The 25,319-nt window shown below is 69.9% G+C and carries 26 protein-coding genes; 7 read left to right on the top strand and 19 right to left on the bottom strand.

Translation table 11 applies throughout. The features are described 5' to 3' along the window. The first annotated feature begins 227 nt into the window (after positions 1-227). The 4 genes from ABD743_RS41835 to ABD743_RS41820 all read left to right on the top strand — a co-directional run bounded on the left by ABD743_RS41835 (position 228) and on the right by ABD743_RS41820 (position 2,551). Positions 228-461 (top strand): hypothetical protein, encoded by a 234-nt coding sequence (locus ABD743_RS41835; RefSeq protein WP_344729888.1) that lies wholly within the window; start codon positions 228-230, stop codon positions 459-461. A 5-nt stretch (positions 462-466) separates the two neighbouring features. Beyond that, on the top strand, positions 467-646 hold the full coding sequence (locus ABD743_RS41830; protein WP_344729886.1) for a DUF7455 domain-containing protein: 180 nt from the start codon (positions 467-469) through the stop codon (positions 644-646). A gap of 230 nt (positions 647-876) precedes the next feature. Beyond that, positions 877-1,035, top strand: coding sequence for a hypothetical protein (locus ABD743_RS41825; RefSeq protein WP_344729884.1), 159 nt, complete (start codon positions 877-879; stop codon positions 1,033-1,035). A gap of 40 nt (positions 1,036-1,075) precedes the next feature. Then, on the top strand, positions 1,076-2,551 hold the full coding sequence (locus ABD743_RS41820) for a hypothetical protein (RefSeq protein WP_344729882.1): 1,476 nt from the start codon (positions 1,076-1,078) through the stop codon (positions 2,549-2,551). 300 nt (positions 2,552-2,851) lie between these two features. Here ABD743_RS41820 and ABD743_RS41815 read toward each other — a convergent pair whose 3' ends face one another. The 7 genes from ABD743_RS41815 to ABD743_RS41785 all read right to left on the bottom strand — a co-directional run bounded on the left by ABD743_RS41815 (position 2,852) and on the right by ABD743_RS41785 (position 11,472). Then, a complete protein-coding gene (locus tag ABD743_RS41815; RefSeq protein ID WP_344729880.1) occupies positions 2,852-3,685 on the bottom strand; it encodes an alpha/beta fold hydrolase in 834 nt (277 codons plus the stop codon). A gap of 165 nt (positions 3,686-3,850) precedes the next feature. Then, positions 3,851-5,131 carry an aspartate kinase gene (locus ABD743_RS41810; protein ID WP_344729878.1) on the bottom strand — a complete coding sequence of 427 codons (1,281 nt, stop codon included), beginning with the start codon at positions 5,129-5,131 and terminating at the stop codon, positions 3,851-3,853. Positions 5,132-5,523: 392 nt separating this feature from the next. Beyond that, the gene (locus ABD743_RS41805) at positions 5,524-6,093 is read right to left on the bottom strand and encodes a hypothetical protein (protein ID WP_344729876.1); all 570 of its coding nucleotides are present in this window, start codon (positions 6,091-6,093) and stop codon (positions 5,524-5,526) included. Positions 6,094-6,242: 149 nt separating this feature from the next. Beyond that, positions 6,243-6,953: a YoaK family protein gene (locus ABD743_RS41800; RefSeq protein WP_344729874.1), complete on the bottom strand. Its 711-nt coding sequence runs from the start codon at positions 6,951-6,953 to the stop codon at positions 6,243-6,245. 258 nt (positions 6,954-7,211) lie between these two features. Next, positions 7,212-7,997 carry a DUF427 domain-containing protein gene (locus ABD743_RS41795; protein WP_344729872.1) on the bottom strand — a complete coding sequence of 262 codons (786 nt, stop codon included), beginning with the start codon at positions 7,995-7,997 and terminating at the stop codon, positions 7,212-7,214. Positions 7,998-8,026: 29 nt separating this feature from the next. Further along, the gene (locus tag ABD743_RS41790; RefSeq protein ID WP_344729870.1) at positions 8,027-9,841 is read right to left on the bottom strand and encodes a potassium channel family protein; all 1,815 of its coding nucleotides are present in this window, start codon (positions 9,839-9,841) and stop codon (positions 8,027-8,029) included. 53 nt (positions 9,842-9,894) lie between these two features. Then, the gene (locus tag ABD743_RS41785; RefSeq protein WP_344729867.1) at positions 9,895-11,472 is read right to left on the bottom strand and encodes an FAD-dependent monooxygenase; all 1,578 of its coding nucleotides are present in this window, start codon (positions 11,470-11,472) and stop codon (positions 9,895-9,897) included. Positions 11,473-11,562: 90 nt separating this feature from the next. Here ABD743_RS41785 and ABD743_RS41780 point away from each other — a divergent pair, with 90 nt between their 5' ends. Next, positions 11,563-12,207, top strand: coding sequence for a TetR/AcrR family transcriptional regulator C-terminal domain-containing protein (locus tag ABD743_RS41780; protein WP_344729864.1), 645 nt, complete (start codon positions 11,563-11,565; stop codon positions 12,205-12,207). A 13-nt stretch (positions 12,208-12,220) separates the two neighbouring features. Here the strand turns inward: ABD743_RS41780 and ABD743_RS41775 are convergent, their stop codons facing one another. Beyond that, positions 12,221-12,607 carry a DUF6394 family protein gene (locus tag ABD743_RS41775; protein WP_344729862.1) on the bottom strand — a complete coding sequence of 129 codons (387 nt, stop codon included), beginning with the start codon at positions 12,605-12,607 and terminating at the stop codon, positions 12,221-12,223. A 125-nt stretch (positions 12,608-12,732) separates the two neighbouring features. On the opposite strand from ABD743_RS41775, the gene ABD743_RS41770 reads away from it, so the two are divergent. Next, positions 12,733-13,146, top strand: a complete 414-nt coding sequence (locus ABD743_RS41770) for a nitroreductase family deazaflavin-dependent oxidoreductase (protein WP_344729860.1) — start codon at positions 12,733-12,735, stop codon at positions 13,144-13,146. Between the two features lie 74 nt (positions 13,147-13,220). Here ABD743_RS41770 and ABD743_RS41765 read toward each other — a convergent pair whose 3' ends face one another. Further along, positions 13,221-14,843 carry an ABC transporter substrate-binding protein gene (locus tag ABD743_RS41765; RefSeq protein WP_344729858.1) on the bottom strand — a complete coding sequence of 541 codons (1,623 nt, stop codon included), beginning with the start codon at positions 14,841-14,843 and terminating at the stop codon, positions 13,221-13,223. A 348-nt stretch (positions 14,844-15,191) separates the two neighbouring features. On the opposite strand from ABD743_RS41765, the gene ABD743_RS41760 reads away from it, so the two are divergent. Next, positions 15,192-15,689, top strand: a complete 498-nt coding sequence (locus tag ABD743_RS41760; RefSeq protein WP_344729856.1) for a hypothetical protein — start codon at positions 15,192-15,194, stop codon at positions 15,687-15,689. Positions 15,690-15,716: 27 nt separating this feature from the next. Here the strand turns inward: ABD743_RS41760 and ABD743_RS41755 are convergent, their stop codons facing one another. The 10 genes from ABD743_RS41755 to ABD743_RS41710 are packed head-to-tail and all read right to left on the bottom strand — an operon-like array spanning position 15,717 to position 25,295. After that, positions 15,717-16,235 (bottom strand): LeuD/DmdB family oxidoreductase small subunit, encoded by a 519-nt coding sequence (locus ABD743_RS41755; protein WP_344729854.1) that lies wholly within the window; start codon positions 16,233-16,235, stop codon positions 15,717-15,719. Then, the gene (locus tag ABD743_RS41750; protein ID WP_344729852.1) at positions 16,232-17,488 is read right to left on the bottom strand and encodes a 3-isopropylmalate dehydratase large subunit; all 1,257 of its coding nucleotides are present in this window, start codon (positions 17,486-17,488) and stop codon (positions 16,232-16,234) included. The genes ABD743_RS41755 and ABD743_RS41750 overlap by 4 nt, the downstream gene beginning before the upstream one ends. Further along, positions 17,485-18,747 (bottom strand): aconitase/3-isopropylmalate dehydratase large subunit family protein, encoded by a 1,263-nt coding sequence (locus ABD743_RS41745; RefSeq protein ID WP_344729850.1) that lies wholly within the window; start codon positions 18,745-18,747, stop codon positions 17,485-17,487. The genes ABD743_RS41750 and ABD743_RS41745 overlap by 4 nt, the downstream gene beginning before the upstream one ends. Beyond that, positions 18,740-19,279, bottom strand: a complete 540-nt coding sequence (locus tag ABD743_RS41740; protein WP_344729848.1) for a LeuD/DmdB family oxidoreductase small subunit — start codon at positions 19,277-19,279, stop codon at positions 18,740-18,742. The genes ABD743_RS41745 and ABD743_RS41740 overlap by 8 nt, the downstream gene beginning before the upstream one ends. Beyond that, entirely contained in the window at positions 19,276-20,355 is a 1,080-nt protein-coding gene (locus ABD743_RS41735) for an ornithine cyclodeaminase family protein (protein WP_344729846.1), read from the bottom strand. Before ABD743_RS41735 ends, ABD743_RS41740 begins: the two co-directional genes overlap by 4 nt. Then, a complete protein-coding gene (locus ABD743_RS41730; protein WP_344729844.1) occupies positions 20,352-21,410 on the bottom strand; it encodes an aminopeptidase P family N-terminal domain-containing protein in 1,059 nt (352 codons plus the stop codon). Before ABD743_RS41730 ends, ABD743_RS41735 begins: the two co-directional genes overlap by 4 nt. Beyond that, complete coding sequence (locus ABD743_RS41725; protein WP_344729842.1) at positions 21,407-22,546, bottom strand: M24 family metallopeptidase; 1,140 nt, start codon at positions 22,544-22,546, stop codon at positions 21,407-21,409. The genes ABD743_RS41730 and ABD743_RS41725 overlap by 4 nt, the downstream gene beginning before the upstream one ends. 28 nt (positions 22,547-22,574) lie before the next feature. Beyond that, on the bottom strand, positions 22,575-23,387 hold the full coding sequence (locus ABD743_RS41720; RefSeq protein ID WP_344729840.1) for an ABC transporter ATP-binding protein: 813 nt from the start codon (positions 23,385-23,387) through the stop codon (positions 22,575-22,577). Between the two features lie 10 nt (positions 23,388-23,397). Further along, the gene (locus ABD743_RS41715) at positions 23,398-24,252 is read right to left on the bottom strand and encodes an ABC transporter permease (protein ID WP_344729838.1); all 855 of its coding nucleotides are present in this window, start codon (positions 24,250-24,252) and stop codon (positions 23,398-23,400) included. Then, positions 24,249-25,295 (bottom strand): ABC transporter substrate-binding protein, encoded by a 1,047-nt coding sequence (locus tag ABD743_RS41710; protein WP_344729836.1) that lies wholly within the window; start codon positions 25,293-25,295, stop codon positions 24,249-24,251. Before ABD743_RS41710 ends, ABD743_RS41715 begins: the two co-directional genes overlap by 4 nt. Positions 25,296-25,319: the final 24 nt, after the last annotated feature.

The raw sequence follows: 25,319 nt of genomic DNA, 5'->3' as shown, positions 1-25,319 counted from the left end.
ACCGATGCCGCATGCCACCCCCTCTCGGACACTCGGTACCGCGCGGCGTCGATGCCGCAGCCGGTGAGGACATGCCCCGCGCGGGCCGGGTTGCCCCGCGGGGGTTTTCCCTACGTGAACCGGCGGGTCGAACCAGCCGTACGTAGGGACAGTGCGATGTACCCCGGAGCCGCTGCGGCGCACCCTTCTCTTGTCGCAAAGACGTTCCTGACGAAAGGAGAACGACGATGAACACCACGACCGCCGCCCTCAGCCACCGCGACCGCGCCGTTCTCCGCGCCGTTGCAGCAGGGCGTTGCGAGATCTCCACCACGAGCAATGCGCTCGTTGTCGACGGTCTTCCTTTCAGCGACCAGTTCACCGGCCCCCGGCTGACCGAGGCCGGTCTCATCGCAGCGGTCAAGGGCGCTGGGCCTGCCCGGCTCACCCCCTCGGGCCACGCCATCCTGGAAGCAGCGTGATCGCCATGACCACGTCCACCGTCCCGTCCCCCGTGCTCACCCGACGCGATCGTTGCGACCGCTGCAGGGCCGCGGCCCACGTGAGGGCCATGCTGCGCACCGGCGGTGAGCTGCTGTTCTGCGCCCACCACGCCCGCGAGTACACGCCGCGGCTGCTCCAGATCGGCGCCGCACTCAGCTCCTGACCCAACTTCAGCTTCTCCTCCCGAGCCCGGTCGCATCCCGCGACCGGGCTCGTGGCATGTCCGGGGCCGGTCGCACACGGAGGGTTCACCCCCTCCACACAAGGGGGGTTCGCTCCGACAACGGTGGGGCCTTCTCGCTGTTTCCGCCAGTACCTCGCCGCCATTGTTGGTCGTGGGTTCGACAACAGCGGAAGAAGAATCCGCGACCCACCTGACGGAAGGAACGGAAAATGGACGAGGACTTCGAGGGCACCGAGTACTACGAGGTTTACTACGAGGCGACCGGCTGGAAGGACGAGGCGGACTCGGACTTCGAGGACAGCGACTCGGACTCGGACGAGGAGTACGAGGACGAGGACGAGGACTCGGACGACGACTACGACTTCTGACGCCTCTTCACCGCAACCGCACAGCAACCAAGGAGTACCGATGACCGCCCCGCCGGCGAAGGACCACGCGACCACGAGGCCGCAGGACGTCCTGGACACGGCGATCGGCACGGCCAAGGCCGGAGGCCGGCTCGACATCGTCGACCGGCTCTCCGAGGCCCGCAGCCTGCTACGCGGACCGTCGGTCGCGGTGCAGGTAGCCGGCGGCGCGCAGCAGGGCAGGGCCTCGATGGCCGCCGCTCTGCTGCGCGCCGGCTCCGGTCCTCCCCGCATCACCATCGCCGAGACGGGCGACACGGGCCTGGCCGAGGCCGTCGACGTCGTCGTCTTCATCGCCACACCCGAGCAGCTGCTCTCCTCCGCCGAGGTCGACCAGCTCAGCGCGCTGCGCCACCGCTCCCCCACCGTCGTTTTCGCCCTGACCGAGACCGACCGGCACCCCGACTGGCCGGACGTGCTCCGGGCCGACCTGGAGCTACTGCGCTCCGCAGACGTCTCCGACACCCACTTCGCGGTGTCGGTCGACCAGCATGCCCGCGCCCTCTCCGAGGACGACCCCGCTCTCGCCGAGACGTCCGGGATTCCCGCCCTCGCCGCGTGGCTGCTCGACCTTGCCGAGCAGGCCGAGCTCAGCGCGGCGCGCGCCGTCGCCGAGCACGTGCTCGACGCGGTCGTCGAGATGGAGGCGACCTCCCCACCCCGTCTCCGCCGCCCCGCCCACGCCGAGGCCGCTCCGGGCTCAGCCGGCCGGGGCCGCTGGTCACAGGTGCTCGGTGACGGGTTCGGGGCCGTCTCATCCGACGTCGATTTCGACCTGCGCTCCCGCGTGCGCACCGTGGTGGCCGAGGCCGAGCGTGCCATCGACGAGGGCGATCCGGCGCGGGACTGGGACGCCATGCACACGTGGCTGCGCGAGCGGCTCGACTACGAGGGCAGGCAGACACGCGCGCTGCTGACGTCGCGCACGGCCGAGGTCGCCGCGGCTGTCAGCGCGGAGGTCGGTGGCCCAGCGCTGCGACCCGTCGATCCGCCTGCGGTGCCCGACCTCTTCGGCAAGCTGCCGCCCCGTGAACCGCCTGCCGGTAAGGGCCGGCCCCTGGCTGCGCGGGGACGCACCCTCGTGACGTCCGGATACGGCGGCCTCATGATGGCCCTTGTCCTGCCGCGCTTCGCCGGGATCCACCTCCCGATCGGGATCGTCGTGGGCGCCGCGCTGTTCGCGGCGCTGCTGATGGGTGGGGCGGCCATGAGCGGCGAGCGCAAGCGACAGCTCGACGCCCGCCGTTCCCGGGCGAAGTCGCTCGTACGGCACTGCGCCGACGGCTTCCTTCTGGGCGCGAGCAAGTACACCCGCGACGCGGTGCGCACCGCCCAGCAGCACCTGCGCGACGAGTCCGCGGCCCGCACGGCCGATCTGCGGCGCGCGGCCTCACCGGAGCCGGACCCGCCCCGCGCCACCACCGAGCTCGCCACACTGCGCCGCCACGCGCTGACCCTGCTGACTCGATCCGCCTGAGCCGCAGGGGCGGCCCTACGTCGGCCCGGGGGAGCTCACCGGCAGCTCGGGGGAGCGCCCCATCGAGCAACCGGACTCCCGCTGACAACCTTGTGAGCAGCGACAACACCAGCTGGACCGGAGGACCCCACCGTGATCCGGCTGTCGCCGCGGCGCTGCCGCCCATGTCTGCTGGGGTCCCGGTCGAGCCGCTGGAGCCGGCCGGGGCTCCGGTTCCAACGTCCGCCGCTCCCCACCACCGCCGTCACGACGACGCCCCCGGCGCATTGCACCGGGGGCGTCGGGTTGCCGTGGTGTCGCCTACTCACCCAGGAAGTCGAGGAACGCCTTGTTCAGCTCCTCCGGGTGGGTCCAGCCGATGTTGTGCGGCCCGTTCTCGACCTCGACCAGGCGGGAGCCCTTGATGAGCGCGGGGAGCCGCCTGCCCGTGGAGTCGATCGGCAGGATCCGGTCCTCGACGCCCTGCACGATCAGCGTGGGGACGTCGAACTTCGGCAGGTCGTCGCGGAAGTCGGTGAGCCAGGCGTCGACGCACTGCAGCGTGCCGATCGCGGAGGCCCCCACCGCGGTGATGAAGCTGGTCTGCCACGCCTGCTCGCTGATCCGGGAGCCGCCCAGCTTGTCCACGTTGTAGAAGTTGTCGAGGAACACCTTCTGCCAGGCCGGACGGTCCTTGCGGATCGCGTCCTTGAAGCCCTCGAAGAGGCTGCCCGGCACGCCCTCGGGGTTGTCGCCGGTCTGCAGCAGGAACGGCGGGATCGGCCCGAAGAGCGCTGCCTTGGCCACCCGGTCCGTGCCGTACCTGCCGATGTAACGCGTGACCTCGCCGGTGCCCATCGAGAACCCGGTGAGCACGATGTCGCGCAGATCGAGGGTGTCGATCAGCGTCTTGAGGTCGGCCGCGAAGGTGTCGTAGTCGTAGCCCACGGTGGGTTGGCTGGACTTGCCGAAGCCGCGCCGGTCATAGGTGATGACCCGATATCCCGCATCGAGCAGGACCGGTACCTGCTTCTCCCATGACGCGCCGTTGAGCGGGAACCCGTGGATCAGCACGACCGGCTGGCCGGAGCCGTGATCCTCATAGTACAGGTCGATCGGACCTGAGTTCTCCTGGCCGACGGTCACGTAGGGCATGAGGATCCTCCTCTTTCGCTCCGATTCCGAACGGGCTCACGCTATACGGCCACCTGGGCTATCCGCGCAGGTCGCAGCATTAACAGAGCAATAACGTCCGCCCGGGCGCAAGCCTGCACCCCCGGCCAAGGGAACCGTTCCGGCCGTTTGTCCGCGATATCCGGATCAAGCTGCGTCAGCGGGCGCATTCAGGTCGGAAACAGACGCGCACTCGGCCGTGGGAATGAAGATCCGGTGCAGCAGCCGCACCGCGTCGTCGACCTGGCCGGAAGGCACCGAGACCGAGATGCGGCCGGGGGTCGAGGTGACCAGGCGCGGCGTGATGCCGTCGGCCTCCAGCGCGGAGAGTGCGCGGACGGCGATGTCGGGCTTGCGGGCGATGCCGAGGCTCACCACGGAGACCGAACCCAGTTCCTCGTCGACCTTGGCGACCAGGCCCACAGCCTCGAGCGCGGCGGTGACCTCGTGGGCGTCCGCGCCCGGCGCGGAGAAGCGAACCCCGGCGTCGGTCGGCACGATGGCGCCCACGGTGACAGCTCGCTCGGCGAGCGCGGCCACAACCGGTGCCGCACCAGCGCCGTCGACGGCGTAGAGGCTCTCCTGCCGCCGGTGCGCGATACCCGCGACCTCGGCCCCGTCCTCGAAGCCCGCCCCTTCGTGCCGGATCCAGGTGCCCTGCTCGGTGCTGAAGCTCGACCTCAGGTGGATGTCGACGCCGTGCGCCAGACCCAGCTCCACCGAGCGCGGCTGCAGCACCGCCGCGCCCGCCTCGGCCATCTCGAGCATCTCCTCGTGCCGGATGGTGGACAGCCTGCGCGCGTCGGGGACCACGCGCGGGTCTGCCGTGAACACCGCGGGGACGTCAGTGAAGATCTCGCACTCGCCGACGCCCAGCGCAGCCGCGACAGCGACCGCGGACGCGTCCGAACCACCCCGGCCCAGCGTCGTCACGTCCCCGTCGGGGCCGACCCCCTGGAAGCCTGTGACCAGCACGATCGACCCGTCGGCCAGCGCGTCGCGGATGCGCTGCGGGTTGATGCCGACCAGCCGGGCGTTGCCGTGCCTGTCATCGGTGCTGATTCCGGCCTGCGGGCCGGTGAGCGACACCGCGTGGGAGCCGAGCTCGGCAACCGCCATCGACGCCAGCGCGCAGGAGATCGCCTCGCCGACGGACAGCAGCGCGTCCAGCTCACGCAGCGGTGGGCGCGAGGACATCGCGTACGCCTCGTCCACGAGATGGTCGGTGGACTTCCCCATCGCCGACAGGACCGCGACGACGCCACGTCCGGACCGCTGCGCGGCGACCATTCGCTCGGCGACCGCGCGTAGTCGGTCGTGATCGGCGACGGATGTGCCGCCGAACTTCCAGATCAACGGTGCCGCCGGCGCGGCGGTCGCCCGCCGGCCCCCTTCGACGGCCACCTCGATGCTGGTGCGCGTGCTCATTCCAGGCCTCTCCCCTGATCGTGCCGTGCTCCTGCCCTTGTGCGGGAACACCTGGTGCTGCGTGAGGACGAGCCTCCGATTGACGACAACGTCCGATTGATCGCGTGATCCACCGTCGGCCGGGAGTGATCCGCGGCACGGCGCCACAGATGCCTCTCCACCTGCGCGGCGAAGAAATCGTGATGATTCAGAGCACATGAGGATCTCGCAGAGTGGACGGGCCGCAGCGATCACCGTTCACCTCGTCTCCGGGCAGGCGCGTCATCCGAGTCCGACAGCGGTCGTCCGGAAGGCGCTTTCGTCACCTCGGGGCCTTCCCGTGAACCACGGGTTACAGCTCCCCCTTGCAGATGACACGGCGCCGGAGGCAGAACGGTTCGCCGAAATATGAATCAGTTACCACGGTGAAGGGGTCGTGCGAGTTTTGCGAGGATTGCGGGCAGTCCACGGTTCTGTCGCCGCTTCTCGTAGTCCACGGCATCGAGGACGATCAGGCCGGCGGTCAGCGCCGGGACCATCCACTGGCAGACCGCCATCTGCCGCTGCGTCGACGCGATGTCGGGAGGAGTGTCCGGACTGGGATCGGTGGCGCCGTCGACCGGCACGCCCTCCGCCTGGCCGAGCTTCCTGCCCAGCACTCCGCTGTAGGCGGTCACCCCGAGCGCGACGCCGGTGAGAGCCACTTTGGCCACGGCGGTGGCGCCCACGCCCTCCTTGCTGAGCACCCGATCCTTGTCCGCCAGCAGGAGCCCGGTGGCGCCGGCGAGGTAGGCGACGATCGCGGCGAGGTTGACCGGCGCCCAGCGCGCCCACCCCGCACAGGCGACCCGCAGGCGCTGCCGGTCGTCGGGCAGGTCACCTGCGGCCCCGTTGACCGCGACCGCACCGGCCAGTGACCCGCCGAACCAGGAGGCGAGCCCGAGGTCGTGCAAGCTGCGGAGTGCGATGTCGCGCTCGGACATGTCAGGTTGCCCCTTCCGTGCGGCACCGGCAGTCGGTGCCGCCAATTCGGACATACCCGACAGACATCGACAATGCGAACCGTTCGCGCGGAGGATGCCCGATCGGGGCGCCGATTCACTCCTGACAACCGCCAGTGGCGACGGTGGTCTCAGCTCCTCGCCACGCGGTGGCCGACGACCGCAACGGCTCCGATGATCACGGCCGCCAGCAGCAGCGCCGGTGTGATGTGCCACTTCAGCAGCCCCGCACCAGCGGCAGCACCCAGGAGGAGCAGCCCGATCACGGCCGCCCTGCGGTACCAGAGCCCGGCGTTGCCCCCCGGCCAGCTGTCCGCGGCCAGCGCCGTGAGCGTGGAGGTCAGCACCACCGTGGTGACGTCCCGTACCGCGATGAAACGGGCCGTGGCCGCCTGAATCCCCATGGCGACGGCCAGTCCCGAGGTGATCGCCGATCCGGCGGGGTCGGCGGGGTGCGTCCCGAACCGGAGCAGCACCAGCGACAGCACCAGCACGACGGCGGAGTCGATCCCGAGCAGCACGGTCGTGCGCGTCGACCACCCCGGGGCCGCCCTGCGGAGTACCCGCCCGGCCACCAGCGCTCCGACGACGAACCCGACAAGAGCCAGCGCCAGCCGGGGGACCGGCAGGTTCTCACCGCCCATCAGCGCCATCCCGAGCATCACGACGTTGCCCGTCATGTTGGCGCTGAACACCCGATCAAGGCCGAGGTAGCCGACCGCGTCGATCACGCCGGTGGAGAACGTGAGCGCCAGCATCAGCACCAGGTGAACGCGCTGATGGTCCCTCGCGCGGGCAATGCCGGACTCGGAGGGGACCGTGCAGTCCAACGTCGAGCTCATCGTGCGTGGGGCATCCGTTCTCGTGCAGGCTCCGCTCCGCGACAAGGCGGCGGTGCCGTGCGAGGTCGGACGCGCGGTATGGGCGGCTGACGTTCGGCTGGCCGCGAGGGGCTGCTTCCCGGCCCCTGACCAGCCCGTCCTCTGCGACGGTGAGGCCGTTTCGGCCGATCGAGACCTTACCGAGGCAAGAGCGCCCGGCGCTGCCGGATGTGACCCGTGACCGGAGAGCCGGCGGTCACAGAGCCGGCCGTCGCGGGTTCACCGGGAGAAGTGCGTGTCCGGCCGCGGCAGCCGTTCGCCGTCGACGATCACGTCGAGCTTCTCGTTGTAGAACGCGACCATGCCGGCGACCGGCAGGAGCTGACGCGTCGGGAAGTCATAGGCCCATGCCAGGTCCGGATGCAGCTCGTCACCCACCCGCACCGACCAGTACGCGCTGGTCCGGCCCTTGTACGGGCAGGCGGTGACCGTGTCGGTCGGTTCGAGGTGTTCGAAGTTCACCGCGGTGCGGTCGAGGTAGTAGCGGGTGGGCAGGCCGGTCTCGAACACCATCACCGGCGAAGCCGACTCCGCCAGCACCACACCGTCGAGCTCGATCCGGACCGGACGGCTGGAGCGCAGCGCGTCCACCCGGGTGTAGGGGTTGCGGGGGTGGACGAAGACCTCCTCGTCCTCCTCGAACCACGCGTCGAGGGCGGCCCAGTCGAAACGCACAGTGCCGGCCAGCCCCTTCTCGGCCTCCTCGGTGAACACCCGCGCCGAGCGCGGCCGCTCGACGTCCCCGACACGCAGCCCGTGGCGCTGTGCCGTCCCGTGTTTCAGGTGCTGGACGTGCTGCTCGTCGACCAGTACGTCGGGGTCCACGTCGGAGCGGGGGATGTAGTACTGCGGGTAGTACGGCCACTCCCACACGTACATCGCTCGCACGGTGTCGAAGACGACCCGCCCGCCCAGCACGGCGCGCACCCTCCGAGGCACGGGCTCGACGCCACCTTGCGGGATGGTCGACTCGGGGTAGTCGCGATCGGTGTTGTGCTCGGTCACGTTCTCCTCCTAGAGGCCGGCGGCACCACTCACTCTCCCCCGTTCCGCGTGGCGCGCGACATCTGTCGCCAGATCCAGCTCTCCGGCACGTGCTGTCCGGTGACCACGTACTCCCGGACGGCGTCGACCCACAGCGTCGTGTCGAGCGCGCGACGGGCCGAGGGGCGCCCGGCCAGCAGCAGCTCGTCGTCCGGCGCGAGCACCACGTCATCGTCCGGTGTCAGCAGGCACTCGCCGGGTCGGAGGATCATCAGGACCACCGCGTCCAGTCGCTCCTCCCGCTCGTCGGGATCGCGCAGGAGGTCGCCGAGCCGGGCGTCACCGGCCGCCAGCCATCCGGCCAGCGCCGGCGCATCGGTCCGGTTGAGCCGGAACTTCCACAGGGCCCCCAGGTGTCGGCCGCAGGCCTCGGTCAGGCGGTCGACGACATCGGCTGCCCAGCTGTTCCCGCGGCCGGGCACCTCCTGCAGGAAGCGCCACAACAACGGCGTGCTCAGCTGGGCGTACACCTCGTGGGCCACCACCTCGGTCGGGACAAGGAGCGAGTCGACGTCCATCACGGCGAACAGCGGGCCGCTGGACGGGCGGTTCTGCCGCGCGGTCACGAACAGCGACGGGTTGACCCGCCGGGCGGCGGCGATGAGCGACAGGTTGGTGGTGTCGTTGTCCGTGGCCGCGACGAACCCGACCGCGTCCGCCACGCCGGCCTGCTCCAGCACTGTGGGCTCGTATCCCCGGCCCGCCACCACGGTGGTGACCTCCTCCACCGGTGATGGCTCGGCGGCCGGGTCGACCACCGTGCACTCCAGGCCCTCGGCGTGCAGGTCCTCGATGAGCTCGCGCCCGAGCCGGCCGTAACCGCACACCACCCACCGCCCACGGCGTGGCGGGGAGCTCCGTTGCGGCAGCTCGGCGCCCGGGCCGCTCTCGAGCCACATCATCAGCTGGAAGCTGGCGGGCGCGCGCAGCGCGATCCGCAGGTGGTCGCCGAACCGGTCGAAGGGATTGACGACCGTCGGGGTGCCGAAGGCGTGCATGCGGTCGGCGATCGCGGGAGAGACCGTGCGCGCGATCACCGGCAGCTCGGGGCGAAGCAGCGCCGCCGTCATCGTGACGGCCAGGTTCGCCTCGTCGTCGCTCGTGAGTGCGAGTACCGCCTCGCAGTGCGGGTTGCCGATGCCGGCCACCCCGAGGTGACTCGGGTCGCGGGCGTCGGCCACGAGGCCAGGCACGTCGGTGTGGTACGAGGCGAGGTCGAGCGCGTCGATGCGCTCGTTCTCGACGTCGAGCACCACGAATCGCCTCCCCATCGCGTCGAAGGCACGCGCGAGCAGCTCACCGGTGCGTCCGTAGCCGACGATCAGCAGGAACGGCTCGCGCAGCCGCGACACCTTGCGGGTGAAGTGCTGCAGGGCGAGCGCCTGGCGGAACCCGCGGTCCTGCACCAGCGCGAGCAGGGAACCGATCCCGTAGGCCCAGCCGATGACGGTCAGGTAGATCGTGACGGTCACCCACAGCCGCTGTGCGGCGGTGAACGTGTACGGCAGCTCCCCGTAGCCGATCGTCGAGGCCGTGTAGCTCATGAAGTAGAAGGCGTCGAAGAACCCCATCCGGTAGGGCAGCCCCTGCGGCGTGCGTCCTGGAATCAGGGTCAGGCCGAGCACGCTCACCGCGAAGATCGTGATCAGGACGATCAGCGGGGCCCGCATCCGCCGCAAGATCAGGAAGATCGTGGCCTCGGCCTGCACCGCCGACGCCTGCGGGACAGGCCTGCGCATCCGTCCGGTCGTCCGCTCCTCCTGCCCGAAGAGGCGCCACCAGAACGAGAGCAGCGGGTTGCCCATCTCGACCCCCTTACATCCCAGGCGATGGCGAGATCACCGACAGCTGTCCGGCTTTACCCGGTGTGACCTGCCCGAACGGTACGGACCGTGGAAGACGCCTGCCAGCCGTTCCCCCGCTGGGGCGCCGACGGAACCTGGCCGGGGCCGAACCAGACAGCCAGTGCCGTACGCAGCGACGATGCGTCGACCGGCTTGCCCGCGGGCGCGGCCCAGGCGACGTACCCGTCGGGCCGGATCAGCAGGGCGGCCGGGGCGGGCACCGAGCCGGTCACCGGCACGACCCAGTGCTCGGCCGGGCACTTCGCCTCGACGCGGTCGACCCGGTCGGTCCAGTCGTGAACGACGTCGGCCAGGTCGGCGACGCCGCCGCTGAGGTCGAGCAGCACCGGCCGGCCCGCGTGCAGCAGATCGGCCACCCGCGTGTCGCCGTCGGCGGTGGTGATGTCGGCGTCGGGTACGCGCCTGCCGAGCAGGGGATGCCCCTCCCCCATCGGGTACCGGACGTCCAGCGCCGTGATCATGTATCCGAGGTACCGGTTCACCTCGTCGAACTCGATCAGGTTCCCGATGACCTCCCGCAGGGCGTCCGTCTGCGCCCCGGGACGACCCAGGGCCGCCTGCGCCCGCGTGTTCTGCAGTACACGGGCGGCGACCGGGTGCCGCTCGGCGTGGTAGCTGTCGAGAATCTGCTGAGGCACGCGTCCGCGCACCACCGAGGCGAGCTTCCAGCCGAGGTTCACCGCGTCCTGCACGCCGAGGTTCAGCCCCTGCCCGCCGGCCGGAAAGTGGATGTGGGCCGCGTCGCCCGCGAGCAGCACCCGGCCCGATCGGTAGCGGTCCGCCTGGCGGGCCGCGTCGCTGAAGCGCGAGAGCCAGCGTGGGCTGCGCATGCCGTAGTCCGTGCCGGCGACCCTGACCAGCGCCGTGCGCAGCCGGTCAAGGGTGACCGGCTCGTCGTGGTCGGCCGTGTGGTCGAAATCGTTGACCATCACCCGGTGCCAGCCCGGCTCGAAGGGCAACACCGAGAAATAGCCCTGCCGCCGGCGCTCCTGGAAGATCGGGCCTGCCGGTGGATCGGTCAGCTCGACGTCACCGAGCAGCTCGGTCATGGTCGCCGGGGTGCCGGGGAAGTCGATGCCGGCGAGCTTGCGCACGGCGCTGCGCCCACCGTCGCAGCCGACCAGGTAGGCGGACCGTAGCCGATACGTGCCATCCGATCCCCGTACCTCGACGTCGACGCCCGCGTCGTCCTGCTCGATGCCGGTCACCTCGGCCGACCAGGTGACCCGCACGCCGAGTTCGGCAGCTCGCTCCTCGAGCAGTCGCTCGACGGTGGCCTGCACGACGTTGAGCAGGAAGGGATACCTGCTCTCGACGCGGCTGACGTCGAGCCGCAGCGCGGCGAAGTGGCCCACCTGCATCCGGCGGCCGACTTCCAGGAATCGGTCCAGGATGCCCCGCTGGTCCAGCACCTCCATGGTGCGGGCGTGGATGCCACCCGCCCGTGACTCACCGGTCCGCCCTCCGAGCCGGTCCAGCACGACCACATCCACGCCTGCGAGCCGCAGCTCGCAGGCGAGCATCAGGCCGGTCGGGCCACCACCCACGACCACCACGTCCGTGCCGGTCATCGTCCGCCTCCTTAACAGCGTTAAATTTAACGGTGTTAAGGGATACTTGAACGATGTTAAGCTGTCAAGCGACCGAAGCCGGAGGGTGCCATGAAGATCAACCGCGAGCAGATCGCGCGTACTGCGTTGGGGCTGCTCAACGACGTCGGCCTCGACGGGCTCACCATGCGGCTGGTCGCGAAGGAACTCGGCGTCCAGGCACCGGCCCTCTACTGGCACGTCAGGAACAAGCAGGAACTCCTCGACGCGATGGCCACCATCCTGTTCATCGAGGCCACCGAACGACTGGAGCTACCCGGGCGCGACGTCGGGTGGGCGCAGTGGCTCGGCGACCAGGCCCGCGGGCTGCGCCGGACGATGCTGCACTACCGCGACGGCGCGCGCACCCTCGCCGGCACCAACGTCACCGACCCGGTCATCTTCCGCACGATCGAACTGACGCTGCGGACGCTCCAGGACGCGGGCTTCTCCCTGCGTGACGCCGCCCAGGCCGTCCCGGCCGTCCTGCATTACACGATCGGCTTCACCATCGAGGAACAGGCGCGGGGCGGCGAGGCGTACGACACGGACAACCCGTACGACCCGGAACAGGTCGCCGCCAGGTGCGACGCGGAACGCTTCCCGCTCACCACGCAGGCGCTGAACGACCTGTTCGACCCGGACACCGACGCAGGCTTCGAACACGGCCTGCAGATCATCCTCACCGGTATCCGCGTCACCCGGTTCGGGGCGTGACCGTCGGACGTCCCTAGCGGCGGTGGTACGAGACGGTCTCGACGACGAGCAGCACCACCGACACGATGTTGGCGAACAATGCGCCGCCCGACAGCGACACGACGCTCGCCGTGGCCGCGGGCGTCAGCCCTTCGGTCGAGATGTTCGTGGCGTAGGTCCACGCAACCGCGGCGGCGATGAGCTGCAGATCCGCGACGAGGCTCGTGGCCAGGTGGACGGCACCGATCTGCGTTCGGTCACCGAACTTCAGCACCGTCGCGATGAGACTGACCACGACGGCCGCGAACAGCTCGTAGACGTTGTGCAGGTCGGGATTCGAGATGTCACCGATGAAGAAGCCGAAGTTCAGGGTGGCGGCCAGCAACACGAAGAAGCCGAAGACCACCTTCTCGAGGTTCATCCGCAGCCCTCCCCGGTCATCGCGGTCGCGGCCGCGCCGCGGTCACGCTAACGCCACTGATCCGGGCACGACGTGCAGTGCGAGCATCATGTGCCCGATCGGGCGCATTCGGACCTGGAGGATGAATGGACGTCACCGACATCGCGGAGATCAACCGTCGCACGATCGAGCAGTTCCGGGCGGGTGGGGAGATCACCGGTATGCACCGCGACCGTCTCCTGCTGCTCACCACGACGGGTCGCCGCACCGGGGAGCGGCGCACCACGCCGATGATGTTCCACCCTGACGACGACCGGCTGCTCCTCATCGCGTCCAACATGGGTGCGCCCCGCCACCCCGACTGGTACCGGAACCTCGTCGCCGACCCCCACGTCACCGTGGAGGTCGGCGACGAGACCTACGACGCCACGGCCGTGCCCGCCACCGGTGAGGAGTACGAGCGCCTCTGGAGCATCCTCACGGCGTCCTACCCCTTCTTCACCGACCACCAGGCCAAGACCGACCGGATCATCCCCGTCGTCGTGGTGACGCGGACGTGAGCGTCGTCGCCTGAGCGCGCCGCGTCGGCCATGACCTCGCCGACGCGGCGCTGCCCGTCACTCAGCGCACGGGGTCACTGCCCGGACGGCCGGTCCAGCCAGGTGGTGGCCCACCACATGTCCCGGGAGATGAGCCGGTCGATGCCCTTGACGTCCTTCTTCGTGATCGTGGACAGGTAGCTACGGGTGAAGAAGGCGAGCGGGAGATCCTTGCCGACCTGCAGTTCGACCTGCTGGTAGTCCTTCGTCCGCTGGGCCGGGTCCGTGGTCTCCGAGGCATCGGTCAGCCACTGGTCGACCTGCGGGTTGGAGTACTTGCCGTAGTTGCCATTACCGGTGGTGGACAGGATCCGCGCAACGGCGGGGTCGGGGTAGTCGAAGGGACCCACCCAGCTCGTGAGCTGGAAGTCGTTGCTCTGCAGCACCGACGAGGAGAACTGCGCCAGGTCGTAGGTCTTGACGTCGACCTTGATGCCGATCGCCGCCATCTGGGCCTGGATGAACTCGGCGAAGGCCTGCCGGGCGGTCGTGGTCTTGAACGTGAAGTCGGGGTTGCCGCCGGAGGCGCGGTAGGCGTCGACGAGCTGCTTGGCCTTCGCCTGGTCGAACGCCGGCCACTCGTCGGAGGCGGCCTGCGTGTGGAAGGGGCTGTCCTCGATGAACAGGCTCTTCGCCGGGACCATCTGGTTGTTGTACTGGCTGGCCGAGAGCGCCTTCAGGTCGATCGCCCGGATGATCGCCTCGCGCATGTTGCGATCGTTGAAGGGCGCCTTGGTCAGGTTGAAGTACATGTACTCGCCCGCGCTGCCCGGTCCGTAGTAGACGTTGAGGTTCGGGTTGGCCAGGCCGCGCACGAGCTCCTGGTTGTACCCCCCGAAGATCATGTCGACGTCCCCGTTCTGGATCGAGGAGTACCTGGTCTCGGTGTCGGGGAGCGGCCGGAACTCGATGCCGTCCAAGTAGGGCATGCCCGGCTGCCAGTAGTCGGGGTTGCGGGCCAGCTCCAGCTTGGAGTCGCGCGTCCAGCTGACGAAGGTGAACGGACCGGCGCCGACCGGGTGGCTCGCGATCTGGTCGCCGTACTTCTGCAGCGCCGCGGGCGAGATGATCATGCCGAGCGTGCCGCCGAAGAACGCACCCCCGAAGTTGAGTGCGAAGTCGCCCATCGGCTGCTTCAGCTTGAAGACCACGGTCAGCGGATCGGGAGCGGTCATCGACTCGATCAGCGACGCCGCCGCGTGGGCGGGTGAGCTCACCTTGTCGATGTGCCGCTGAGTATTGATGATCACCGCCTGCGCGTCGAAGGGCGTGCCGTCGGAGAACTTCACGTCAGGGCGCAGGCCCATCGTCCAGGTCAGGCCGTTGTCCGAGGTGTCCATGGACTTGGCCAGGTACGGCTCCACGGTGCCGTCGGGCTTGGCCTTCAGCAGCGAGTCGTAGACCGCCGCGGCGGCTGCGTTCTGGTTCTGGACCGTGGGGTCGAACCCGATGATCTCCCGGTCCTCGCCGACCAGCAGCGTGCCGCCCCTCTTGGGCGTGCCCTCCGCGGCGAGGTTTCCACCATATGGATTGATCGGCTGGATCATGGCGCCTGGGGCGCTCTGCTTGACCTCGCCGCATGCTGCCCCCAGCAGGGCAACGGAGAGTGCCACGGCCATCGCCGCGACCGCCCGCGAAGAACGTGCTCGCAACCGCATCTGCCTCGTCGACTCCTCATCGAGTTCCGCGCCACCGGTCGCCGGAGGACACACCGCGACAGCGCGCTCTCCGGGAGGGGGGCGCGGCTCTGCAGGCCGGTCACCGGGGCCGCCGAGAGCATATGACCGCCAAGATCGGAGTGGCAACCAAATTGTCAACAATTTTGGCGACAAATCGGACGTCCTGGAAGCACCGGGCGACATGGACACATGTCGCTGTTCGGAGAGGACAGATTCCGCGTCACGTGACCATGTCGCGGCGGGGGCAGTGCGCGCTTGCGGACCCGTGCACGAATCCGTGACAGCGGTCATGGGTGTGTGCACGGACGCGACGCGACGATCACTCCCATGACCGTCCCGACTGCCACGCCACCGCCCGAGCTACGGCGCGTGATCGCGCTCCTGCTGGTCAACCTGGGGCTGAGCGCCGTGCTCGCGGTGCTGTTCGCAGCGTTCCACGACACCCTGCTCGACTATCAGGTCGCCCACATGGCGCTCCCCGCCTCGGCGGACGGCGCTGCGGTGCGCGCGAGCCTCAGCGCCGGGCTGTGGTCACGCGCGTTCGCCGTGATCATCGTCGGGGTCGTGTACGTCTTCCTCATCCGCCGGCTGCGCCGGGGCGTGCGGCGGGCCTACTTCCGCGTGCTGGTGCTCTCGGTCGTCAGCCTGGCGGGCATCGTCTACCTGGCGACATCGGGCCAGTACCCGTCGTGGGTGCTCGTCGAGCAGGTGATCCAGGCGCTCGTGCTCCTGGCCCTGCTCTGGGCGGTGACCCGTCCGGCCGTGCGCGGCCACTTCTCCCGGGTCTCCGGTGATAAGACGAGATCCGGGTTTCGGCCCTCGTGAGGCCGGAAACCCGGATCTCGTTGGGGATCAGGCGAACAGATCCGTGCGCGCCTTGGCCAGTGGGATCAGGCCGCCGGCCTTGATCATCTCCAACAGGAACGCATCCGGCGGCGCCACCGTGCGCTCCTGTCCCGTCGTCTCGTTGCGGAACGTGCCCGCCACGACGTCCACGGAGAGGACGTCGCCGTCGGAGACCAGCCCCGTGACGCCCGGCAGCTCCAGCACCGGCAGCCCGACCTCGAACGCGTTGCGGTAGAAGGTGCGCGCGAACGTGTCGGCGACGACGCAGCCGATGCCCGTGGCCTTGAGGGCCTTCACCGCGATGGCCCGCCCGGACGACTGCCCGAAGTGCTTGCCGGCCACCACGATGTCGCCCGGCTGAACCTCCACCGGGAAGCGGGGGTTCAGGTCCTCCAGCACGTGCTGCACGATCACCGACATCGGCTCGACGACGTACTTCGTCTTCACCAGCCGGTCGGTGGGGATGTTGTCCCCGAACGTCCAACACCGGCCGCTGGCCTGCAGCGCGGGGACATCGGTGGTCATGCGAGCTCCCGTGCGTCGGTGATCGTGCCCGCGACGGCCGACGCCGCCACGGTCGGGGCCGCGGCCAGGTACATGCTGGCCTCGGCGCTGCCGTTGCGGCCGGGGAAGTTGCGGGCGTGGGTGGAGATCATCGCCTCGCCCGCGGCCATGGCACCCATGTTGTAGGCCTGGTTGGAGCCCGTGCTCGGCGGGAACCACGTGGCCCCCGCCTCGTGCAGCGCGAGCACCAGCCCTTCCTGCGCAGCCTGGGTGAAGACCTCCCGGCTGGACGGCACCACGTTGAACCGGACGTCGGGGTGCACCCGTCGTCCGCGCAGCACCTCCGCGGCGGCACGGAAGTCCTCCAGCCGTCCGCCTGCGTGCCCACCCAGCTCGGCGTACTGCACCGGCGTGCCGGCCACGGCAGTGACGTCGGCGAGGTTGCCGACCGTCGGCGGGCACGCCACCTGCGGCGCCACCGCTCCCACGTCGAAGCGCAGCACCCGGGAGGCCTCGCCGCCGTCGCTCTGCTCGAGCCGGTCCTGCGCGGAGCCGGACGGGAGCGAGCGGACGAACGCCTCGGTCACCTCGTCGGGCTCCACGAAGCTGCACTTCGCGCCGAGGTCGACGCACAGCAGCGGGAAGAGCCACCGGTCCCAGAACGACAGTTCCTTGACGTACGGGCCGGCGAACTCGACCGCCGCATAGATGAGCCCGCCCTCGCCGATCTGCCCGACGAGCCACAGCGCGATGTCACGGGCCGTGGTGCCCGGCTGCGGCGTGCCTTCGAGCTCGACCCGCACCGTCTCGGGTACCCGGAACCACGCCTTCCCGTAGGGCAGCACGGTGCCGGCGTGCGAGTCGTTGCCCAGCGCCGCGGCGAAGGCGCCGAGGGCGCCGTGAACCGGTGTGTGGCTGTCCGAGCCGACGACGATCGCGCCGGGCCGGACCAGCCCGCGCCGCACGACGGTGTGGTGGATGTTGCCGTTGCCGCAGTCGAACAGGTGGATGCCGTTGCGCCGCGCCCACTCGCGGTTCTCCTTGAGCATCTCCGCGGCGTCCTCGGTGGGCGGCGAGTAGTGGTGGTCGAACACCATCGCCACCCGCTCGGGGTGGCGCACCGGCCCACCCACCTGTTTGTCGAAAACGCGGCTGGTCAGATACCCGGAGAGGTCGTGCATGATCAGCAGGTCGACCTCGGCCACCACGACGTCACCCGGCTCCACCGAGGGGCGCCCGCTGGCCCGAGCGAGGATCTTCTCCACCATGTTCATGCGAGCAGCTCCTGCGGGTTGCTGATGACACCACGGATCGCCGACGCCGCTGCCGTCGCGGGGCTGCCCAGGTAGATGCTGCTCTGGTAGCTGCCCATCCGGCCCTGGAAGTTGCGGTTGGCGGTGGAGAAGGTGACCTCCCCGTCGGCCATCGCGCCGCCGCTGCCCGCACACGCCCCGCAGCCGGGGTTCGTGATCGTGGCTCCGGCCTCCAGCAGCGTCGTCACGATCCCGTCCGACGCCGCCTTCGCCATGATCTTGGCCGACGCGGGCGTGACGATGAGCCGCACACCCGGTGCCACCTTCTTGCCCGCGAGCACCTCGGCCGCGATCGCGAGGTCGTCGTACTTCGCGTTGGCGCACGAGCCGATGAAGACCTGGTCCACCTTCGTGCCGGCGACCTGGTCCACCCCCACGACGTTGTCGACGGTGTGCGGCACCGCCACCTGCGGCAGCAGCGTGTCGCCTGCCACGCGCTCGACCTGCCGGTACTGCGCGTCCGGGTCGGGCAGCAGCACGTCGTACGAGGCGCGGTCGGCGCCTGCGTCGTCGAGGTAGGAGAGCGTGTTGTCGTCCGGGGGCACGAACGCGTTCTTCGCGCCCATCTCCATCGCGAGGTTGCAGAGCGTCATCCGCTCCGACACCGACATCTGCTCCACGTAGGTGCCGTGGAACTCCACGGAGCAGTACGTGGCGCCGTCGGCCCCGACGTCGCCGATCAGCTTCAGCATCACGTCCTTGGGGTACGTGCCGCGGGGCAGCGGCCCGTCGATCTCCACCTTGATCGACTCCGGGACCTTCATCCAGAGCTTGCCGGTGACCCAGGTTGCGGTGATCTCGCTGAACCCGACGCCGGTGCCGAGCGCACCGAGTGCGCCGTAGATCGTGGAGTGCGAGTCGGTACCGATGATCAGCTCGCCGGGCTTGATCAGCCCACGCTCCATGAGCACGACGTGCGCGATCCCCGCGTTGACGTCGAAGAAGTTGCGCACGCCCATCCGGTCGGCGAACTCCCGGCACAGCGCGTGGTAGCCCGCCGTCTTGGCGTTGTCCGCCGGGGCGATGTGGTCCATCACCATGGCGATCCGGTCGACGTCGTAGAGCTCGTCGACGCCCATCCGCTCCAGCGTCCGGATGCACCGCCAGCTGGCGGTGTGGCTCATGTAGAGGTCGGGGAAGGCGTCGACGATCTGGCCCGGCTGAAGGTCCTTCTCCCCCGACGCGCGCTCCAGTGCCTTCTGCGCGAACGTCCTACCCACGTTGTCCTGCCCCCGCCTTGTCCTTCGCCGCCGCAGCCTGCTGCATCAGGTGCGGGATGAGCCCGCCGGCCTCGAGGATCACGCGCAGGCCAGGCGGGTACGGCGCGAAGCCGAAGCTCCGCTCGCCCACGGTGACCGTGCCCGCGCCGTAGTCGACCAGCACCTCGGCGCCGTCCTCGATGGCATCCACGGCGTCGGGGCACTCGACGGCCACCAGCCCGGTGTTGATCGCGTTGCGGAAGAACACCCGGGAGAACGACCGCGCGACGACCGCGCTGATCCCGGCCCCGATGAGGCACGTCGAGGCCTGCTCGCGGGCGCTGCCGCAGCCGAAGTTCCGCCCGGCCACCACCACGTCGCTGGCCCGCAGCCGCTGCTGGACCTCGGCCCCGAGCGGCTCGAACGCGTGCTCGGCGAGCTCGGCCGGGTCGATGCTGACCAGGTAACGACCGGGGATGATCACGTCGGTGTTGACGTCGTCGCCGAACACGATCGCCGTGCCACCGACGACACCCTGTGCAAGCTCACTCACGGCGACGTCTCCTCGAGGAACCAGTCCGTCGGGACCTCGTGGCCGAGGCCGCGCTCCTCCGCCAGCGCAAGAGCCCTGGCGCAGACCGCGGCGAACTGCAGGCCCATGCCGGTGTTGTTGGCGAAGATCGTGGTCTCGTCGGGGCGGGTGCGGCCCGGTGCGGTGCCGGCCAGCAGGTCGCCCAGCTCGTGGATGTCGTCCCAGCTCATCCGGCCGCGGTCGACCGGGCCGAGGATGTCGTACTGCTTGTCGTGGTGCACCTGCTCGCGGGAGAGCACGACGATGCGGTCGGCGCGGTCGAACGTGGCGTCGTCCAGCTCACGACGGGTGGCGGTGCCGTCCGGCGAGGTGATCGCCGTGACGTGGCTGCCCGGCTCCAGCCAGGCGCCCTCGAAGCAGGGGTCCATGGCCGCCGTGGCGCACGTGACGATCCGGCAGCCCTCCACCGCTCCGCGCGGGGAGTCCACGGCCACGATCCGCTTGCCGGTGCGCTCGCTCCAGGTGGCCGCGAACTTCTCCCGGTTGCCAGGGGTGGGGCTGTAGACCCGCACCTCCTCGATCTCCGGGCGCACCATCAGCAGGCACTCCAGGTGGGACTCGGCCTGCCAGCCCGAACCGAACATCCCCGCGACGGTGACGTCCGTGGCCGCCAGCTCCCGGATGCCCAGCGCCGACGTGGCCCCGACCCGCATCTTCTGCACCACGCTGTCGTGCAGGATCGCGAGCGGCTCCAGGGTGGTCATGCTGTAGAGCGTCACGAGCCCGACGTAGCGCCCGCCCGGCGCCGCGGGGATCAGGCGGCGCCGCTGCACCCCGTTGGCCAGCGTCTCGACGCCGGCGATGTCGGAGGTGATCCGCAGGGCCCACACGCCGCTGCTGACCGTGCCGCCCTCCTGCGACTTGAACCGGAAGCGGAACCCGGGGTGCCGGGCGTCCTCCACCGGGAAGTAGGTGTGGTTGCGCGGGCGGTTCGCGCCCTTGCCCTGCGCCAGCTCGACGTAGGCGGTCTCCAGGGCGGAGAGGCACTCCGCCGGGGTGAGCACCTGTTCGATGTCGGCGTTCGACAGCACCCTCATGCGGGCAGCTCCTTGTCATCGAGCTGTTCGGCGCCGGTCTCCCCGACGCGCACGGTGTCGGCGACGGCCACCCGGCCGCCGTCGGGGAAGAGCACCTCGACCGCGACGACCACGACGGCGCCGACGGGAAGCTGCTCGTCGGGGCTCGCATAGTCACCGCCCGTCGAGAGGTCGGCCTGGTGCACGACGGTGGCGTGCGCCGTGGCGCCGGCCGGGAGCCCGGTGAGCGTCTTCTCCGCGGCCGCGGCGGGCACGGAGGCAGCCTCTCCCGGTGCGACGGCGCCGCGGGCGGCGGCCAGTGCGTCCTGGAGCGAGGCGGCCCACTGCGGCACGCCGGAAGCCGGGGTGACCAGCCGCGCGGCACGCAGCCAGCTGAACCGGAACTGTCCGGTCACCTCGACGGCCGACACCTCGTCCGGACCGTGCACCACCTCGACCATCAGGTCGGTGTAACCGGCGCCGCGCAGTGCCTGCTCGAGCAGGGCGATGCGCTCGCCGCGCGGCAGGTCCGGGCCGGTCACGGCGTCGAGCGCGGTGCGCAGGTGACCGGCGGCCGCACCCAGCAGACCCAGCTCCGCGGCCGACGGGACGAGCCGCTGCTCGCGGACGAGCCCGCCGAGCGGGCGCACGTCCCAGCCGGGTGCCGCGGCCCGCACCTCGTCCACGGTGGTGGTCGGCCACAGCGCGGCATCGACGAGTCCGATCACGCCCGGCTCGGCGGCGTTCTCGACGAACCCCTGCACAAGAGCGGTGAACCCCTTGCCGCTGCGCAGATCGGTGAGCGTCGACGAGCGCCGCATCCACGGGTGCACCCGCGGCGACAGCTTCATCAGGAACGCGGGGTCACCCTCCGCGGGGACCGCGAGGATGCCCTCGTTCCAGTAGATGCAGAGGTTGGTGAGGTATCCGACGTCGTCGGAGCGGTGGACGTCGGCGTAGACCAGCCCGATCGTCACACCCTCGTCCGCGAGCCGCCGCTGCAGTCGCGCGACCCGGTCGGGGCGCTCCTGCTCGGGCACCTCCGCCGTGTCCAGTACGACGAGTCCACGTTTCATGCCGCCACTCCCTGCGGGGTCTCGAAGAGCACCCGTTCCGTCTCGATCAGCACCTCGTAGCCGGTGGCGGTGACCACCACCGGGTCGCCGAGCACGTGGTAGCCGGCGATCGGCGTGTAGGTGTTCGGGTGGACGATGAACACGGCCCGCTCCGGCAGAACCGTGTGGTTGCCCTCGATGATCGGGGACTCGTCCAGGTGCAGCCCGTGGCCGTGGCCACGGACGCGCGTGTACTTGGCCGTGCAGTACTCGCCGTAGCCGTACTTGCGGAACACGTCGTTCTCGGCCACCGCCACCTCGTGCGCCGTGATCCCCGGCCGCACGACCGAGAGCCCGGCCTCCACGGCCTCGTTGAACAGGTCGAACGAGCGGCGCTGGGCGTCGCTCGCCTTGCCGACGACCGCCGAGCGGCAGATCTGCAGCCAGTACCCGTTCATCTGCGGGGTGAGCTCGGTGCGCACCATGTCGCCCTCTTCGAGCAGGCGCGGGCCGGGCGGCGTCATCCCCATCACCTCGTCGCCGCCGGAGGCGATGAGCATGAAGTTGTCCTCGGCGCCGAGCCGCTTCAGCTCGGCCTCGACCTCGGCGACGATGCGGTACTCGGGCAGGCCCGGCTCCAGCACGTCGACGAACTTCTGCCAGCCCGCCGCACAGACGGCGGCCGAGCGGCGCATCTGCGCGAGCTCCCAGTCGCTCTTGACCATGCGGGCGTTGTCGAGCAGGCCGGTGGCCGACACGACCTCCGCATTGGGCGCGCCCGCAGCGATCGCGTCGGCGAACGCCTGCGGCAGCAGCTCGAGGTGGGCCACCCCGATCCGTGTCGGGGCGAGGTCACGCAGCCGCTCGGTCAGCACCGTGGCGGCCGGGAAGTCCAGCCGCGACACGTCGGTGACCCAGCCGCGCTGCGCGATCACGGCGAGGTCGGCCGGCCGCACGGAGAACGCCGCGGGGTCCCCCGTCGCCGGTACCAGCACGAGCGCGGCGCTGCCCGTGACACGTGCGTCGGTCAGGTAGCGGATGTTCTCCCGGCGCCAGCCCGGACCGTAGGCAAGGAGTAGGTCGAGGCCCTGCTCGGCCATCGCTGCGCGCACTCTCGTATAGCGCAGTTCCTGCTCGACGTCGTCTGCTCCGTTCACTTCGTTTCCTTTCGCTCGACCACTGGGGTCATACGGCCGCCGCCTCCTCCATCTGGATGAAGTCCTTGGTGACCTGCTTCTCGATCTCGAAGAGGCGGTCGTCCTCCGGCACCCGCGGGTACGGGACGTCGATCGCGATGTCCATGTGCGTGGTGCACGGCCGCGCGGTGACGACGAGCATCCGCGTGGACAGGAACACCGCCTCCCGGATGTTGTGTGTGACGAACAGGACGGTTCGCCCGGTGGCGCGCCAGATGTCGGTGAACTCCTGGCGCAGCTTGCGGGCGGTGATCTCGTCCAGCGCGGAGAACGGCTCGTCTGCCAGCAGCAGGTCGGGCTCGATCGCCAGACCCCGCGCCAGTGCCACCCGCTGCTGCATGCCACCCGAGAGCCGCAGCGGGAAGTAGTCGCCGAACTCGCCGAGGCCGACGAGGTCGAGGTAACGCTGCACCCGCCGGTCGGCCTCCTCGCGAGGCACGTCCAGCTCGTCGAGCGGCAGCCGGACGTTGTCGCGCACCGTGCGCCACGGCAGCAGCCGCGGCTCCTGGAACACGACGCCGATGCGGACCTCCGAGCGGGAGCGGGCGGTGACGACGTGCCCGTTGATCATGATCCGGCCCGACGTCACGTCGTCCAGCCCGTTGATCATGTTCAGCAGGGTCGACTTCCCGCAGCCCGACGGGCCCAGGATGGAGAGCAGCGAGCCGTGCTCCACCGCCACGTTCAGCCCGTCGATGACGGTGAGGGGCGGCTCCCCGCGGCGCGGGAACTGCTTGCGGACATTGTCGATCACGAGGTAGGGCTGGTCGCCGTCGCTACGGGACACCTTTTCGGACACCATGGCTCCCAGGTCAGTTCTGCATCGACGGACGCCAACGCGTGAGCCAGTGCTCCGTCGGCTTGAGGATCAGGAACTCGATGAGCAGCAGGACGATCGTGAACAAGATCGTCCAGGCGAGCACCTGGGTCATGTTGAACAGCCCGAACCAGTAGCTCAGCTGGTATCCGACGCCGCTGGACAAACCGATCAGCTCGACGACGGTGGCGATCTTCCAGGACAACCCGAGTGCGTAGCGCAGAGCCGCGAGCAGGTAGGGGATCACCTGCGGGACCACCAGCTTGCGCAGGATCGAGCTGCGCGAGAAGTGAAACGCCTGCCCCATGCGCACCAGGGACAGGTCGATCGCCTTGACACCCTGCCACATGTTGATCGCGACCGCCGGGACGGCCGTGACGCCGATCGCGACGATCGCCGCGAGGTCGTTGAGCCCGAACCAGAGGATCGCGAGGATGCCGTAGACCACCGAAGGCACGGTGAACGCGACGAGCACCCAGGAGTCGAGGAACTCCTCGCCGAACTTCGACAGGCCCATCGCCAGACCGATGACCAGGCCGAAGGCGACGGCGATGATCATGCCTGCGACGACCCGGTAGACGGTGGTCCAGAGGTGGAAGTAGGTCTCGGAGTCGCCCAGGTTCTGGAACAGCGTGCCGAACACGCGGATCGGCCCGGGCAGCACGCTCTCGTCGAAGAACAGCGACGCGATGAACCAGACCACCACGAGCGCGGCGAGCGACACGGCCCGTAGCCACACTCCCCGCCAGGAGCGGCGGACCACCGGCACGAGGTCGGCCTCACCCGCGACCGGCACCACGGCCGTGGCGAGCGAGACGTCCGGCTCGCGATCGCTGTGCAGCGTGCTCATGACGTGGCCGTCCGCAGGTCGGTGCGGAAGAGGCCGTCCGGAACGGCGGGCACGAAGTTATCCGCGCCGAGCACCGGGACGAGCTGCTCGATGAGCTTGGCCTCGGCGTCGGCCTGCTCCTGGTTCCAGTCGGCGATGTAGCGCGACCCGACGCGCTCCTTGAGCATCTGCGGCGCCCGCGGGTCGGTCAGCTCGATCTTCTTCGCGTAGTCGGCCCAGACGTTCGGATCGGTCTGGATGAACGCGACCGTGTCGTCGAGGGCCCCGCTGAACGCATTGAGCACGCCGCAGTGCGATTCCGCGTAGTCGTCGGTGGTGGCCCCGAGGACGTGGCCGGGGAGCTTGCCGAACGCGGCCTGGTAGTCCTCGGAGATGTCGCTCAGCGTGCGGTACTTGCCCGAGAGCAGTGCCTGCACCGTCGCCGTCGTGCCGATCAGCGCTGCGTCGATGTTGCCGGCGTCGAGCAGGCCCAGCATCGCGGCGTCGGGGGCCTCGATGATGTCGACCTGGCCGCCGAGATCGTCGATCCCGTACTTCTCCTTGGCCACGATCGACGTGATCGCGAACGTGGCACTGGACCGGCCGCCGAACGCCCCGAGCTTGCGTCCTCGCAGGTCGGAGAAGCTGCGGATGTCGGAGTCGTTGCGCGTCACCACGACGTTCGACGGGCTGGTCAGGACGTCGAAGATCATCGTGCCGCGCCCCTGCTGGCGGGCCACCGCCATCGCGGTGAGCCCCCCGAACCCGACGTCGACGGTCTGCTGGCCGATCGCGGCGTGCAGCGCGGACGGGTTCTGGAACGAGCTGACCGTCACATCGAGGTTGTGCTTCGCGGCGAAGCCCTGCTCCTGCATGACGAACGTGACGAGATCCTGCGCACCCGGGTTGACCCCGAGCTTCAGCGGCTGCTTCGACGTGAGCGGCGCGCAGCTCGCCGCCTCCGCCGAGCCCGCATCACCACCCCCGCCGCCACATGCGGCCAGGGCGAGGCTCGCGACCCCCAGCAGCGCCACCTGCCAGCGCCACCGTTTCGAACACTTCATTGTGATCTCCTCTCGCACCTGTAG

The organism is Pseudonocardia yunnanensis (assembly GCF_039534065.1).
GTDB lineage: Bacteria > Actinomycetota > Actinomycetes > Mycobacteriales > Pseudonocardiaceae > Pseudonocardia > Pseudonocardia yunnanensis.
Note: the sequence above shows the minus strand (reverse complement) of the source record. Positions and strands in the feature narration are given on the sequence as shown.